The 13,800-nt window shown below is 68.3% G+C and carries 14 protein-coding genes; 8 read left to right on the top strand and 6 right to left on the bottom strand.

Annotation, left to right across the window (positions count from 1 at the left end; all coding sequences use genetic code 11):
* Positions 1-1,199: Clp protease N-terminal domain-containing protein (locus RMN86_RS06410; protein WP_309605002.1), on the bottom strand; the 1,199-nt coding region annotated here is incomplete at its 3' end.
* Positions 1,200-1,586: 387 nt separating this feature from the next.
* Here RMN86_RS06410 and RMN86_RS06400 point away from each other — a divergent pair.
* On the top strand, positions 1,587-2,072 hold the full coding sequence (locus tag RMN86_RS06400) for an OmpA family protein (protein ID WP_309605001.1): 486 nt from the start codon (positions 1,587-1,589) through the stop codon (positions 2,070-2,072).
* A 106-nt stretch (positions 2,073-2,178) separates the two neighbouring features.
* Positions 2,179-3,978 carry a PBP1A family penicillin-binding protein gene (locus tag RMN86_RS06395; protein ID WP_309605000.1) on the top strand — a complete coding sequence of 600 codons (1,800 nt, stop codon included), beginning with the start codon at positions 2,179-2,181 and terminating at the stop codon, positions 3,976-3,978.
* Positions 3,979-3,980: 2 nt separating this feature from the next.
* On the opposite strand, the gene RMN86_RS06390 is transcribed toward RMN86_RS06395, so the two are convergent.
* Positions 3,981-4,499, bottom strand: a complete 519-nt coding sequence (locus RMN86_RS06390; RefSeq protein WP_309604999.1) for a DUF4402 domain-containing protein — start codon at positions 4,497-4,499, stop codon at positions 3,981-3,983.
* Positions 4,500-4,785: 286 nt separating this feature from the next.
* On the opposite strand from RMN86_RS06390, the gene RMN86_RS06385 reads away from it, so the two are divergent.
* Positions 4,786-5,967, top strand: a complete 1,182-nt coding sequence (locus tag RMN86_RS06385) for a Gfo/Idh/MocA family oxidoreductase (protein ID WP_309604998.1) — start codon at positions 4,786-4,788, stop codon at positions 5,965-5,967.
* Here the strand turns inward: RMN86_RS06385 and RMN86_RS06380 are convergent.
* The 3 genes from RMN86_RS06380 to RMN86_RS06370 all read right to left on the bottom strand — a co-directional run bounded on the left by RMN86_RS06380 (position 5,925) and on the right by RMN86_RS06370 (position 8,459).
* Positions 5,925-6,683 carry a PIG-L family deacetylase gene (locus RMN86_RS06380; protein WP_309604997.1) on the bottom strand — a complete coding sequence of 253 codons (759 nt, stop codon included), beginning with the start codon at positions 6,681-6,683 and terminating at the stop codon, positions 5,925-5,927. The genes RMN86_RS06385 and RMN86_RS06380 overlap by 43 nt on opposite strands.
* 39 nt (positions 6,684-6,722) lie before the next feature.
* A complete protein-coding gene (locus RMN86_RS06375; RefSeq protein ID WP_309604996.1) occupies positions 6,723-7,241 on the bottom strand; it encodes a DUF4402 domain-containing protein in 519 nt (172 codons plus the stop codon).
* Positions 7,242-7,487: 246 nt separating this feature from the next.
* Entirely contained in the window at positions 7,488-8,459 is a 972-nt protein-coding gene (locus tag RMN86_RS06370) for an SDR family NAD(P)-dependent oxidoreductase (RefSeq protein WP_309604995.1), read from the bottom strand.
* 159 nt (positions 8,460-8,618) lie between these two features.
* Between RMN86_RS06370 and RMN86_RS06365 the strand changes: the two genes are divergently transcribed.
* The 3 genes from RMN86_RS06365 to RMN86_RS06355 all read left to right on the top strand — a co-directional run bounded on the left by RMN86_RS06365 (position 8,619) and on the right by RMN86_RS06355 (position 11,194).
* Positions 8,619-9,038, top strand: a complete 420-nt coding sequence (locus RMN86_RS06365; protein WP_309604994.1) for a hypothetical protein — start codon at positions 8,619-8,621, stop codon at positions 9,036-9,038.
* Positions 9,039-9,215: 177 nt separating this feature from the next.
* Entirely contained in the window at positions 9,216-10,187 is a 972-nt protein-coding gene (locus tag RMN86_RS06360; RefSeq protein WP_309604993.1) for a hypothetical protein, read from the top strand.
* A 278-nt stretch (positions 10,188-10,465) separates the two neighbouring features.
* Positions 10,466-11,194, top strand: a complete 729-nt coding sequence (locus RMN86_RS06355; protein ID WP_309604992.1) for a hypothetical protein — start codon at positions 10,466-10,468, stop codon at positions 11,192-11,194.
* A gap of 294 nt (positions 11,195-11,488) precedes the next feature.
* Here RMN86_RS06355 and RMN86_RS06350 read toward each other — a convergent pair whose 3' ends face one another.
* Positions 11,489-12,640: a saccharopine dehydrogenase NADP-binding domain-containing protein gene (locus RMN86_RS06350; RefSeq protein WP_309604991.1), complete on the bottom strand. Its 1,152-nt coding sequence runs from the start codon at positions 12,638-12,640 to the stop codon at positions 11,489-11,491.
* 124 nt (positions 12,641-12,764) lie between these two features.
* Here RMN86_RS06350 and RMN86_RS06345 point away from each other — a divergent pair, with 124 nt between their 5' ends.
* Together RMN86_RS06345 and RMN86_RS06340 are read left to right on the top strand one after the other, a co-directional pair.
* The gene (locus RMN86_RS06345; RefSeq protein WP_309604990.1) at positions 12,765-13,037 is read left to right on the top strand and encodes a hypothetical protein; all 273 of its coding nucleotides are present in this window, start codon (positions 12,765-12,767) and stop codon (positions 13,035-13,037) included.
* On the top strand, positions 13,034-13,800 hold a 767-nt coding region (locus RMN86_RS06340; protein WP_309604989.1), incomplete at its 3' end, for a phytanoyl-CoA dioxygenase family protein. The genes RMN86_RS06345 and RMN86_RS06340, both read left to right, overlap by 4 nt.

Genomic DNA, 13,800 nt, shown 5'->3' with positions numbered 1-13,800 from the left:
CGGCTGCCCGCCTCGTCCATCAGGTCTATGGCCTTGTCGGGCAGTAAGCGGTCGGCGTTGTAGCGATAGGAGAGGGTGTCCGACGCGACAATGGCGCTGTAGGAAAACCGCACGCCATGGTGCAGTTCGTACTTCTCCTTCAGGCCGCGCAGGATGGAGATGGTGTCCTCGACCGTGGGCTCGGAGACGAACACCGGCTGGAAGCGACGGGCCAGCGCGGCGTCCTTCTCGACGTTCTTGCGGTACTCATCCAGCGTCGTGGCGCCCACGCAATGCAGCTCGCCGCGGGCCAGCGCGGGCTTCAGCAGGTTGGAGGCGTCCATGGCCCCTTCCGACTTCCCGGCTCCCACCAGGGTGTGCATCTCGTCGATGAACAGGATGATCGAGCCTTCGGCGGCGGTGACCTCGTTCAGCACCGCCTTCAGCCGCTCCTCGAACTCGCCGCGGTATTTCGCCCCGGCGATCAGCGAGCCCATGTCCAGCGACAGCAGCTTCTTGTCCTTCAGCCCTTCGGGCACGTCGCCGTTGACGATGCGCAGGGCCAGGCCCTCGACGATGGCCGTCTTGCCGACGCCGGGCTCGCCGATCAGCACGGGGTTGTTCTTGGTGCGGCGCGAAAGGACCTGGATGGTGCGGCGGATCTCTTCGTCACGGCCGATGACCGGGTCGAGTTTGCCGTCGCGGGCCGCCTGGGTCAGGTCCCGGGCATAGCGTTTCAGGGCGTCATAGCCCTCCTCGGCGGAGGCTGAATCGGCGGTCTTGCCCTTGCGAACGGCGACGGCGGCGGCCTCCAGCCCCTTCTCGGTCGCCCCGGCGCGCTTGAGGATATCGCCCGCGTCGCCGCCATCCTTGGCGATAGCGATCAGCAGGCGCTCTGTGGTGACGAAGGCGTCGCCCGCACCCTTGGCGCCGAGTTCAGCCCCGGCGAAGACCCGCGCCGTCTCGGGTTTCATATAGAGCTGTCCGGAGCCGCCCTCGACCTTGGGCAGCTTGCCCAGCGCGGCGTCCAGCGCCGTGTCCGCCTCGTCGGGCCGCCCGCCGGCGCTCTCGATCAGCGCGCGAGACAGCCCGTCCTTCTCTTCGAGCAGCACCTTCAACAGGTGTTCAGGCGCGAGCTGCTGGTGGCTCCTGGCCAGCGCCAGGCTCTGCGCCGACTGGATCGCCTGTTTGGCGCGGTCGGAATAGACGTCGATGTTCATCAGGTCCCCTCGGTAGGCGAATGAGTGGAGCCGCCTCATCAAGCACGGCTCCGACCCTCCCGATGTAGTGTGGCGAATTGGCCACACAAGGCGCCTGGAGCGTCAGTGCGGCGGGTTGTGCTTCTCGAGAAAGGCGACCACAGCCTCAAGGGTCTGCAGACGGGTGGCGCCACGGGAAAGCCAATGGTCCGCGCCGGCCTGCACCACGAGTTCGACAGGCTTCCCCGCGTAGGAGGGTGCGCAAGGCATCTTCTGCTGATGTGCTGGTTCTGACGTTCGCCCGAGGGATCAGGCTCTGAGCGGTCTTCAGATCCGGGACGCACACTCGAAACCAGAATTGCATCCGGGCCCTAGGTGCTTGATCCCGGCGGTGGTAGCTCGCGTGGCATGTCCAGACATCCCCACCTCCCCCACGCCCTGCTGATCGCGCTCCTTTGCGCGCCCGCGCTCGCCGGCTGCCTGACGCCGCGCGCCCGGCCGATCCCCAGCCCCGCCGTGCTGGAATCCCGCGCCCACGTCGGCGCCAGGGTTCAGGCCTGCCCGGCCGGCGACCTGGCGGAAATCTCCCCGGTGACCGTCACCTTCGGCTTCGACGACGCGCGGATATCCGACGCCGGCCAGGCCCGGATGGCCGGCGCCGCGGCCTGGCTGGCCTGCCATGCCGGAACCGAGGTGGTCATCCGCCCCGCCGCCGACAACCATGGCGCGGCGGCCCACCAGCAGGACCTCGCCGCCCGCCGCGCCCAGGCCGTGCTCGACCAGCTCCGCGCGCTCGGCGACACCGCCAGCGTGGTCCGCCGCCTGGCGCTAGGAGCGGCCGACCCCGTCACCGCCCCCCACCTGCTGATCCAGGCCGAAGGGCGGGGGTGGTAGGGGCCACATTACCGCGATTTATCTAGGCTCCGCGCTGCGAAACAGCCAATAGGGCGGCGACTGACGCCGCGCTGAGGGGCCGCGCCGTCCACCCGGAGCCTTGCCCTTGATCGCCCTCCTTGCCGCCGCCGCCCTGGGGTTTTCCTCAGCTGACCTGCAACGCCTGCCGCCGATCAAGCGCGAGCCGCAGGTCACCTATGTGGATCGCTCCGGCGCGGTGATCGGGGTGCGGGGGGGACGCTTCGCGGGGCCCGCCGACCTCGCCCGGATGCCGGCCTACGTGCCCGCCGCCTTCGTCTCCATCGAGGACCGGCGGTTCTATGAGCATGCCGGGTTCGATCCCGTGGGCATGGCGCGCGCGGTGATCGCCGACCTGAGCTCGGGCAAGAGCCAGGGCGCCTCGACGATCACCCAGCAGCTGGCGCGCAACCTGTTCCTGTCGCCCGACCAGACATTGGAGCGCAAGGCCAACGAGCTGGTGATCGCCGTCCAGCTGGAGCGGGCCTATTCGAAGAAGCAGATCCTGGCGCTGTACCTGAGCCGGGTCTATTTCGGCGCCGGGGCCTATGGGATCGAGGCGGCGTCACAGCGGTATTTCAACAAGCCCGCCGCCCGCCTGACGGTGCGCGAGGCCGCGATGCTGGCGGCGCTTTTGAAGTCGCCCACCAACTACAATCCCATCGAACAGCCGGAGCGCTCGGCTCAACGCACGCGGCTGGTGCTGGACGCCATGGTCGAGACCGGGGCGATCGGTCCGGCCGAGCGGACCAGGGCGCTGGCCCATGCGCCGAAGGTCTGGAAAACCGCGCCCACCGCCCCGGCGCAATATTTCATCGACTGGATCGATGGCCAGGCCCGCGCCGCGGTAGGCCCCCCGAAGCAGGACATCGTCGTGGAGACCACGCTGGACCTGCCCGCCGAGATCGCCGCGGGCGAGGCGGCGCGGACCACCGTAGATCGCTTCGCCAGGCAGGGCGTCGGCCAGGCGGCGCTGGTGGCCCTGGACGGCGCGGGCCGGGTGCGGGCCATGGTCGGCGGGACCGACTACGCCAAGGCGCCCTACAACCGCGCGGTGGAGGCGCACCGCCAGGCAGGCTCGGCCTGGAAGCCGTTCGTCTATCTGGCGGCGATGGAGGCCGGCCGCACGCCCGACGCCCTGGTCACCGATGAGCCGGTGACCATCGCCGGCTGGACGCCGCGCAACTATGAGGAGGGGTTCCTGGGCCAGATCACCCTGGAACAGGCCCTGACGCACTCAATCAACACCGTCGCCGCCCGGCTGGCCGACGAGGTCGGGCGCGACAACGTGGCGGCGGCGGCCCACCGGATGGGCATCGTCTCGACGATCAACACCGACCCGGCCATGGCGCTGGGGACGACGCTGGTGACGCCTCTGGAGATGGCCCAGGCCTATGACGCCTTCGGCAACGGAGGCTATCGGGTGGCGGCCTATGGCATCGAGCGCATCCGCACGACGGGGGGCCAGGTGCTGTTCCAGCGGCGCGCCCCGGCGCCCGTGCAGGCGGTGCTCAATCCGCCGCTGGGCGAGATGCAGCGGATGATGCGGTCCGTGATGGCGTCGGGCACCGGGACCCACGCGGCGATCCCCGGCTATGACCTGGCGGGCAAGACCGGCACCACGTCGGACTACAAGGACGCCTGGTTCTGCGGCTACACCGGCGGGCTGGCGACGGTGGTCTGGGTGGGACGCGATGACGCCACCCCCATGCGCCGGATCACCGGGGCGACGGCGCCCAGCGAGCTCTGGCGCGGCTTCATGGTGCAGGCGCTGAAGCGGCTGGCCAACGGTCCGATCCCGCCCGGGCCGCCGCCGCCAGAGCCGGTCGCCCCGCCTCCCGTTGCAATGCCAACCGAGCCGCCGCCGACGGCGCCCCCGCCGACCTGACCTCAGTTGTAGTTGACCGTCACTGTCAGCGCGCCCGAATAGGCCTGGGCCGGCGTGGCGGCGCTGATGTCGAAGGCCCCGCCAAAGCGCAGTTCCTGGCGCCCGGAGGCGGGAATGATGCCTGGCGCGCCGCTGGTCACTCTGGGCGCGGTGGCCGAGATATGGGTCAGCCCCGGCTGATCGAACATCAGGCTCTGGGTCGTCGTGTAGGTGATGCCCGCCTCGCCGATCACGTCGAATTTTGCCGCGCTGACGGCGCCGGCCGAGCGCGCCGCGTCGCCCGCGCCGCTGACGGTGACACGGCTGTCAGGGTCGATGGCCACGGTGTTGGCGCCCGCGTTGCCGGGTTTGATCACGGCTCCAAAGTCGAGGATCTGGGTCGCCTGGAGGGTCACCGGCGCCAGGATCGTCACGCTGACGCCGGCCGAGGCCGAAACGCTGCCGCCCGCCTGGGCGCCGGTCGCGGAGAGAGCTGTCGCCAGGGCCATTGAGGCCAGTAGAAGAGCGTTCTGCACTTTCATGCTGCAATATATAGAGACAGAGTCTTTAGAAGTGGTTTTTACGGCTTAATCTACTGTTGTTCGAATTTGGTACACTCATATATACACGTCGTTAATTATGATCCGGATCGTTTTTGACAGATGTTATCGTTAAATTTGACTAAGGTTAATCTATGCTTTCTACCATCTCGGACGTTGAAGTCTTGATAACCATGGCCACGGGCTGCGGCAGGGGGTTGTGGCCGCTGAGCCGCGAACGTGCTGAGGTGGTGACAGCAGTCGAACCGCGAGCAACCCCCGAGCGGCCATGAAGACCTACAGGATCGGCGTCATCGGGCTGGGCCAGCGCATCGCCCACGTATTGGCGGCCATGACCGAAGTGGGCTGGCGGCTGGAGGTGGCGGGTCACGTCGATCCGGCCCCCGTCGGCGCGCCGATCCTGGCGGCGGCCGGGATCTCCTCCGGCCGGCCGTTCGCCACGCCCCAGGCGCTGCTGGCGCAGGGCCCCTTCGACCTGGTGATGGTGGGCACGCCAAACCACCTGCACTTTGAGCACCTCAATCTGGCGCTCGACGCCGGTTCTCCGGTGTTCGCCGAAAAGCCCATCGTCCGCACCCAGGCCGAGAGCCTGGCGCTGGCGACGCGGCTGGCGGCCGGCGGCGGCCCGCCGCTCTACATCGGCCTGGTCATGCGCTCCATGCCGATCGTGCGCGAGGTGATCGCCCGCGTGGAGTCCGGGCAACTCGGCGAGCTGATCTCCATCGACGCCACCGAGCACCTGCCGCCCGAGCATGGCGGCTACCTCGCCCGCAACTGGCGCCGTCGCGCGCAGTGGGGCGGGTCCTACCTGCTGGACAAGGTCTGCCACGACTTCGATATTTTCGGCCGTCTGGCCGGCGCGCGGCCGGTCCGGGTGGCGAGCTTCGGCGGGCGCCGGATCTTCACCGCCGAACGGGCGCGGACCGCGCCGAAGACCTATGACAACGGCGAGGCCGCCTATGCCCTGCGCGACGCCGGCTGGGCGGGCGCCAACGACAGCTTCCAGTCCGACATGGATGTCACGGACCACCAGACCGCCATGGTCGAATACGCCAACGAGGTCCGCCTCTCGTTCCACGCCAACAGCCACGTCGGCCTGACCGAGCGGCGCTGGTATCTGGCCGGGACCGAAGGGACGCTGATCGCCGACCTGGTTCGCAACCGCCTGATGGTCCGCCGCGCGCTGGATCGCCGCAAGCCCGAGCGGATCGGCTACGGGGACCGCACCGAGGACGCCCACAATGGCGCGGACCAGGCCATGGCCCGCGACCTGCTGGCCTCGCTTAGGGATGGGGCGCCGTTCCCCGTGACGCCCTTTGACAGCCTGGAGGCCGGGCTGACGGTGATGGCGATCGACGAGGCCATGGCCTCTGGCGAGGTTCTCGACTGCCGGCCGATGTGGGCGCGCTATGACGCCGCCATGACCAGCGCCTCGCCCAGCAGCGCCTGAAGCCAGGGCGTGTTCGGATAGGGCTCATGCCGATACTGGCGGTAGCCTTCGGCGAGGGCGACGCCGAAGTCGGCGCCGCGGCGGCGGGACCACGCCTCCATGGAACCCAGGTGGTCGGCGATGCCGTGCTGGCGGGCGACCCACCGCGCCTGGCTCGCGTGGGCGGCGAGCAGGCGCTGTTTCAGAGGAAAGCCGTCATTGATGTCGACGCCGAAGTCGGCGATCACCCGGCGGCCCTCGCGGTCCCGCCCGCCGATGGGGTCCATGAAATAGAGGTGCGGGATCGCCGCCAGCGGCGCCGAAGGGCCGGTGCGGTAGTTGGGAACCGAGGCGGCGAAACAGCCGTCGCGGACCAGTTCGCTGGCCGCCTCGTGGTCGGGGTGATAGTCGGCCGGCGAGGCGGTGATGACGATGTCGGCGCAGGCCCGCCGGATCAGCTCGGTCACCGCCCGGCGCGCGGGATCGGTGTTGAACACGCCCAGATCGGGCAGGTCGGCGCAGGCGTAGGCGGCGCCGATCATCGCCGCGGCGCTGGCGGCCTCGGCCTTGCGGATGCGGGCTGTCTCCAGAAGGTCGGTCGCGTCGGAGCCGCACTCGCCGGCGGTCAGCGTGGCGATGCGGATGGTGTGGCCGCCGGCGGCCAGCAGCGCGAGCGCGCCGGCCGCCAGATGTTCGATGTCGTCGGGATGGGCGTGGACCGCCAGGATGGTCGCCATGCCCGCAGGCTAGGGCAGGATCCCGGCCGCCGCCACGATTTAGGGATAGTTGATGGTGACCGTCAGCGTGCCCCCGTAGGTCGCGGTCGGCGTGGCGCTGGTGATGTCGAACTGGCCGCCATAGCGGATTTCCTGGAGGCCGCCGGCCGGGATCACGCCCAGCGTGCCGGAGGTGGCCACGGGCGCCGAGGCGGCGATGCCGGTCAGGCCCGACGTGGTAAAGGCCAGCACCTGGGTGGTGGAGTAGGTCGTGCCGGCCACCGCGGCCAGATTGAACTTGGCCGCCGTGGTCGAGCCAGCGACGATCGAGCCGTCGCCGGCTCCGGTCAGCGAGACCGCACCGCTGGTGTTCAAGACCACGGTGTTGGGGCTGGCGTTGGACGGCCGGACGATCTGGCCAAACGCCATGTCCTGGGTCTTGGTGATCGTCATCGGCGAGAGGATGGTGACGCTGGCGCTGGCCGAGGCCGAGGCGCTGCCGGCGGCGAGCGCGCCGGTCGAAGCGAAGGTCAGGGTGATCGCGGCGCCGGCCGCGAGAAGCATGTGACGAGTGTTCATTGGGCGCCTCAGCTCGAAGCTTCGGAGGGACCAGGCCACCCGAAGGGGTTAACGCTTTAAGCGGACCGGTGCGCCCTTTGCCGTTTTGGCACAGCCGATCTCGCCTCACGCCTCGAGACGCAAATCGCGGACCGTGTTGGGTTTTCGGGAACGCGCCGAGCCTCGCCCACGCCACGGCAGCTCAGGCCGCAGCTCGCCAAGGGTTAACGCCGACGGCTTCGCGACGAGGCGTAGGCTCAAAGCGGGCTACCCTCCGAGACGCCAGCCGACGTCCCGGGCCAGGACGGCGAAGAATTCCGGCGTATAGGCGGCCTCGGGGTCGGCGCGGACCATGGCGTCCATGGTCGCGGCGTCGTCGCCGACCAGGATGCGCCACCGCTCGGCCTTCACGCCCGCGAGGATCACCGCCGCCGCCTGGGCCGCGCTCATCGGCGCCTCCTCCAGGAAGCGGCGGTGCTGTTCGGCGGCCATGGCCTGGATGGCCTCGTCGGTCATCTGGCTGACGTCGATCCCCGACCGCGCGATCCGCGCGCGCGCGCGTTCCAGATCCTCGGCGCTCAAGGCGTCGTCGTCGCGCCGCGTCATCACCTTGCGCGAATTGGCGACGATGGAGGTGCCGATGTGGCCGGGCATGACCACCGAGCACTTGATGTGCGGAGCGTTCAGCGCCAGGTCGGTGATCAGCGCCTCGGTGAAGCCCTTCACCGCGAACTTCGCGGCGGCGTAGGCGGTGTGCGAGACGCTCGGACCGAGACTGGCCCAGAAGCCGTTGACGCTGGAGGTGTTGACGATGTGGCCCTCATCGGCGGCCAGCATCATCGGCAGAAACGTCCGGACCCCGAGATAGACCCCGCCCCAGCAGACGTTGAACGTCCGCTCCCAGTCCTCGCGGCTGTCGTTGAGCATGGAGCCGCCGCCGCCGATGCCGGCATTGTTGAACAGCAGATGGACGCGGTCGGTCTCGTGCTGGGCCGCCATCTCGTCGCGGAAGGCGATCAGCTGGGCTTCGTCGGAGACATCGGCGATGTGGGTGGTGACCCGCGTGCCTTGCGGGGGCCGGTCCTGCTCGATCAGCCGCACGGTCTCGGCCATGTTGCGGGCGGAGACATCGCACATCGCGACGTTGCAGCCCTCGGCCACCAGTTGCCGCGCGAGTTCGCGGCCCATGCCCGTGCCGCCGCCGGTCAGCACCGCCGTCTTGCCTGCGAAGTCCTTCATATGCGTCTCCCATCGCGGTCGTATCGGCCACACCCAAACCTAGCACCCTGCCGTTGGGTCAGGCGCAACCGTCACGCCGCAGTCTGACCGCGCCGTTCAGCGGCCATTCAGTCGGGACGTCCGAAAAGGATCCGGTAGATCGGACTTGGAGCCTCAAACATGCGCAAGATTCTCGCATCAGCGATGGCGGCGGTGACCCTGGTCGGCGCGATCGGTGCGACGGCCCTGCCGGCGCAGGCGCGCGACCATGATCGCGGCTATGGCTATGGATACGGCCACGATCACGATGGCGGATACGGGTATCGCGGCGACGGTGACCACCATGATCGCCGCGGCCGGGACAACAGCGGCGCGGCGATCGCCGCCGGCGTTCTGGGCCTGGCGCTCGGCGCGGCCCTGACCTCGAACGGCCACCGCACCTACAGTTCAGGCGGATACTATGACCGCGGTTACTATGATCGCGGTTACTATGATCGCGGCGACTACGAGCCGGCCTATCGGGTGTGTGAAGCCTCGCGCTGGGTCTGGGACCCCTACATCGGACAGCGGGTGCTGATCCGCAGCCGCTATGCCTGCTAGTGGATAGAACCTGACATAGGAGTCCCGTCGGGGACTGCCTCGCGGAGGTCCGCTTTCGGGCGCGACGCTGATAACTGGTTTCGACCCGAAGCGGGCCTTCGCGACGTCCGCATTGGCTCTATCCTATTGAGACATTGGGGGATCGACGGCTTCGGCGCGCGGGACTAGGTTCCGAATATGGGGAACAGCGCTCTGCGCGCAGTGATCGGCGCACTGCTAGCCACGGCCTTGGCGGCGGACGCTCAGGCCGCAGGTTACCATGCGCCCCGCAATGCTTTCGGCCAGCCGGATCTCGGAGGCATGTGGAACAACGGCTGGCTCACCAAGCTGGAGCGACCGGCGCGATACGCGGCGGGCGAGATCAGCGAGGCGGAGGCCATGGCCTACGAGGCCCATCCTCCGCCGGTGGTCACCGACGACGTCGGCGGCAACGAGACCGAGATGTGGGAGATGGGCGGCCGGCTCGCCCGCATTGGCGGGCGTCCGAGGATGGCCATCATCACCGTCCCTGCCGACGGCAAGCTCCCCTACACCGAGGCCGGCAGGGCGAAGGTCGACGCCGTCATCCGCACCGCTTCGAAGAACTTCGACAATCCGGAGCCTCGCAACACGTCCGAGCAGTGCCTCATCGCCAACAGCATTGGGCCGCCGATGCTGATTGGCCTGTACGCCAACAACATCCAGATCGTGCAGACCCGCGACAGCGTCGTCTTGATGTTGGAATGGAACCACGAGGCCCGCGTCGTGAGGCTAGGCGACAGGATCCATATGCCGGCCGCGATCCGGCCGTGGATGGGCGATTCGGTGGGCTGGTGGGAAGGCGAGACCTTGGTGATAGAGACCACCAACTTCAACGACCGGCAGGAGCCGCGGCGCAGTGGCCTGGAGAACTACTACCTCTCACCCGGGTCGAAGGTGATCGAGCGCTTCACCCGCATCTCGCCCACCGAGATCCTCTACCAGTTCAGCGTGGAGGACCCGGCCACATATCGGCAGGTCTGGCGGGGCGAGCTACCGATGGTAGCAACCTCGGCGAAGACCTTCGAGTTTGCCTGTCACGAGGGGAACTATTCCCTGCCCGGTATCCTAGCCGGCGCCCGACACGAAGAGGCGGTGGCGAAATCTGCCGCCGCCGCCGCTATCCACTGATTAGGCTTAAGGTCCGCTTCCGGGCGTGGACCCTTTGACCGCTCTCGACCGAGGCTGTGTAAAAACGCGTGCGGAGGAATGTCCCGCGCAATATTCCACCCGGACCCGTGCTGCTGATAGGTGCGCTTTGCGTGCGCCGGTCCGATGGAGGCGATCTCAGGCAAGTTATTGCGGTGGAACTCTCGCGGTCTGAGTTTTTACACAGCCTCGACCCAAAGCGGACCTGAGCCGATCCATGTTACCCAGGGCGCAGAATGTGAATCGCTTCGGGGGGCAGCATGGAAATCCACAAGCCGAAGCCGTGGCATGGGTGGCGGGAGTTTCTGAAGGAATATCTGATCATCGTCGTTGGTGTGCTGACAGCGCTCGGGGCGGAGCAAGTCGTCGAAGCCCTGCACTGGCGCCACCAAGTCGCCGAGGCGCGGCAGGAGCTGCGCTACGAACTGGGCAGCAACATCCGGCTGACCCAGCGCCGGGCGGGAAAGGCCGACTGCGTTGATCGCCGCCTGGACGAGCTGGGGGGTATCCTGGCCGAAGCCTCCAAGAGCGGGCGGCTTCCACCCGCGGGCTTCATCGGCCAGCCGATCAGCCCGACCTACCTGCAGGACGCCTGGGACGCCCAGAAGTCAGGCCAGGCCGTGGCGCACTTTTCGCCCGAAGAACTGGAGGCGATCGGCCGAGTCTATCGCTTCATCGACGGTGGTCGGCGGAGGCTCGAACTGGACGATGCGGCGTGGACGACACTGCAGACTGTCTCCGGGCCCGGCAGACGACTGGACCCAGAAACCGAGGGACGGCTCTACCAGGCTCTCGGCGAGGCCCGCGGCGCCAACCGGGCCATTCGCGCCCTGCCTGGGCGGCTTTCCGAGATCCTGCGGCAAACGGGCCTGGGCGACGACTTTCCGCAGATCAATCCGCGGAACGCGCCGCTGGCGTCCAAGTCCTGGTCGGACATCTGCGACCCGATCCGCGCCGACCCGCCGCCGATCTATGGCCGCCTGCCCTAGGATCAATCGGCCCAACTACTGACGGCCGTGTCCCACCTGCTGAACATCGGAACTGCTCCGCCGGACTAAGCTTCGGGCGGGGTCGGGGGCGTCGCAAGGTATTGTTGCGACGTGCCTGGCGCCTGGCCGGAGTTCAGAACGACCGCTTCGGGGTGGGACCTAGAAGACCACCTTCGACCATCCTTAGCGGAAGTTCGGAACGTGCGGTAACGGGCAGGAAGCGGCTGCCGGATCACACGCGAATGACCAGCGGAATTGTAAATGCTTCGCGAGGCAACTCAGCCAGCGAAGACGCTAACCCTCGACGGTGAAGGTCAGGCCGGCGTTGGCCTGCAGGCGATCCACAAGCTTGCCCTGCATGGCGGCGCCCGGCGTCCAGACGCCGCCGGGGACGGACGCGCAGTCCTTGACCAGGCAGATCGCCGCCTCGGCCAGCATCTTTGACGTTGAGCCATAGCCCGGGTCCCGGTCGCCCTTGACGGCGACGCGCACCTTGCGGCCGTCCTCGGCGATACCGACGAAGAGAATGTCGTAGAAACCCGCGTCGCGCTCCTCTTTGCTGGGCCCCTCGCCGGGTTTCGGGCCGCCCGGCCCCATTCCGGTGAACTCGGTGGGCGCGCCCGGGACCACGATGGACATCTCGTCGTACTGGAACGCCTCGCCCCAGCGATGGCCAAGCAGGGCGTTGGCGCGGTGGACGTTCTTGGTGTTGATCATCGCCATCATGAACGGGCCGACGTCGGCGCCGAGATCTTCGTCGCGGTGGACCGTATTGCCGTCCGGCTGGTCCGCCCCCTGGAAGCCGGGCGTCAGGGCGAAGGGGTTCATGAGCAGCATGCCGACCGCCGGATCCTTCTGAATCGCCGCCATGGTCGCCGCGCCCGAGGCCGCGGTGCCGCCGGAGAGCCCTCCGCGCATGGCGCGCAGGCGACCCTTCACGCGCGGAACATAGCCGCCCAGCTTCGCCTTGGCGGTCTCCTCGCAGAACCAGACGCCGAGCTCGAAGGGAATCGAATCGAAGCCGCAGGAATGGACGATCCGCGCGCCCGACGCCCTGGCGGTCTCGGAATGGGCGTCGATCACCGCGCGCATCCAGTTGGGTTCCCCGGTGAGATCCAGGCAATCGGTCCCGATCCTGGCGCAGGCCGCCACCAGGCCGTTGCCATAGAGCTGGTAGGGTCCGACCGTGGTGATGATCGCCTTGGCGCGGCGGACCATGGCGTCCAGTTCGGCGGGGTCGTCGGCGTCGGCGACCACCAGGGGGGTTTCGGGAGGGGCCCCGATCTCGTCGCGCACCTGAGCCAGCTTGGCGGCGCTGCGGCCGGCCATCGCCCATTTGATCTCGCCGCCGACGCCATAGCGCTGCGCCAGGTACTCGGCGACCAGGCGGCCGGTGTAGCCGCTCGCGCCATAGACGATGATGTCGAATTCGGCGTTGGGGTTCATGGCGTCGTATCCCTGCAGTTGCGCGGCGGCACCCTGCCTAGAATTGACACTGTAAGCAATCGCCTGTCGGCGCCATGATCGTCGGCGGAGTTCCGGCCGTTCAAGGCCGGCGGAAGGAGCGCGGATGCGTCAGAAGGTGCTGGTTCTCTACCTGGCCAACTCGGCCCTCGACGCTCCCACCGTGGCCTGGGCGGTCTATGACGGGACCGGCGAGACGCGGCCCATGGCCGGCGACAACGATCAGGCGCCTTACCGCACGGGGGTCGATGCGCTGAAGGACGGCTGGCGGCTGATCCAGGCGGCGCAGATCCTGCCGCACAGCCGGGGCGATGAGTTTGACCTCGCCTATCTGAAATACGAGTTCTTGTTCGAAAAGCTGGTGGAGACCGCGACATGACCGACGCACCCTTGCTTGGCTCGCTGGACATGGCCCGCTTCGTGGCCCGCGGCTTTCTGCGCTTCGATCGCGTCGTGCCCGAAGAGATCAACCACCGGTTCCTGACCGAGGCCGGCGAGGCCGACGATCCACAGCCCGGGCGCAAGATGATGCGCACCTACGGCGAACTCCTGGCCCGCGCCGACATCCCCGAGGTCGCGCCGGGAACGCCGCTGGCGGGGGCCTATCGGCAAGGCAGCGCCATCGCCCGGCTGCTGGACCTGCCGCTGGTGAAGGGGGCGATTCAGAGCCTGGTCGGCCCAGACCCGATCTTCGACCACCACTTCCTGCATGTGACCTTCCCGCCCGCCTACTACGAGGCCGGCGGCGGGGAGCACGTCTCCCAGCACACCCACCAGGACTCGACCATCGACCCGTCGCGGGGGTTCGACCTGCAGATCATGTACTATCCCCATGCCGTGACCCGGCCGATGGGCGGCACGCGGTTCATCCCGGGGACGCACCTGCGCAAGGTCAGCGAGGTGGCGCTGGGCCGCTATCAGAACATCGCCGGCCAGCAGCACATGGTCTGCGAGGCGGGAACGCTGCTCTTCCTGCACAACGGCATCTGGCATGGCGGCGGGGTCAACCACGCCGACCGCACGCGGACGATGTTCAAGATCCGCATGAACCCCTCGGCGCCGCAGGTGCGGCGATGGGACATGGCGACCCTCCCGGCCGAACCGGCGCAGCGGCCGATCTTTTTCATGAAAGGCCCGCGGCC

The sequence above is a fragment of the Phenylobacterium sp. genome (genome assembly GCF_031360265.1).
Lineage (GTDB): Bacteria > Pseudomonadota > Alphaproteobacteria > Caulobacterales > Caulobacteraceae > Phenylobacterium.
This window is presented reverse-complemented; position numbering and strand designations above follow the sequence as displayed.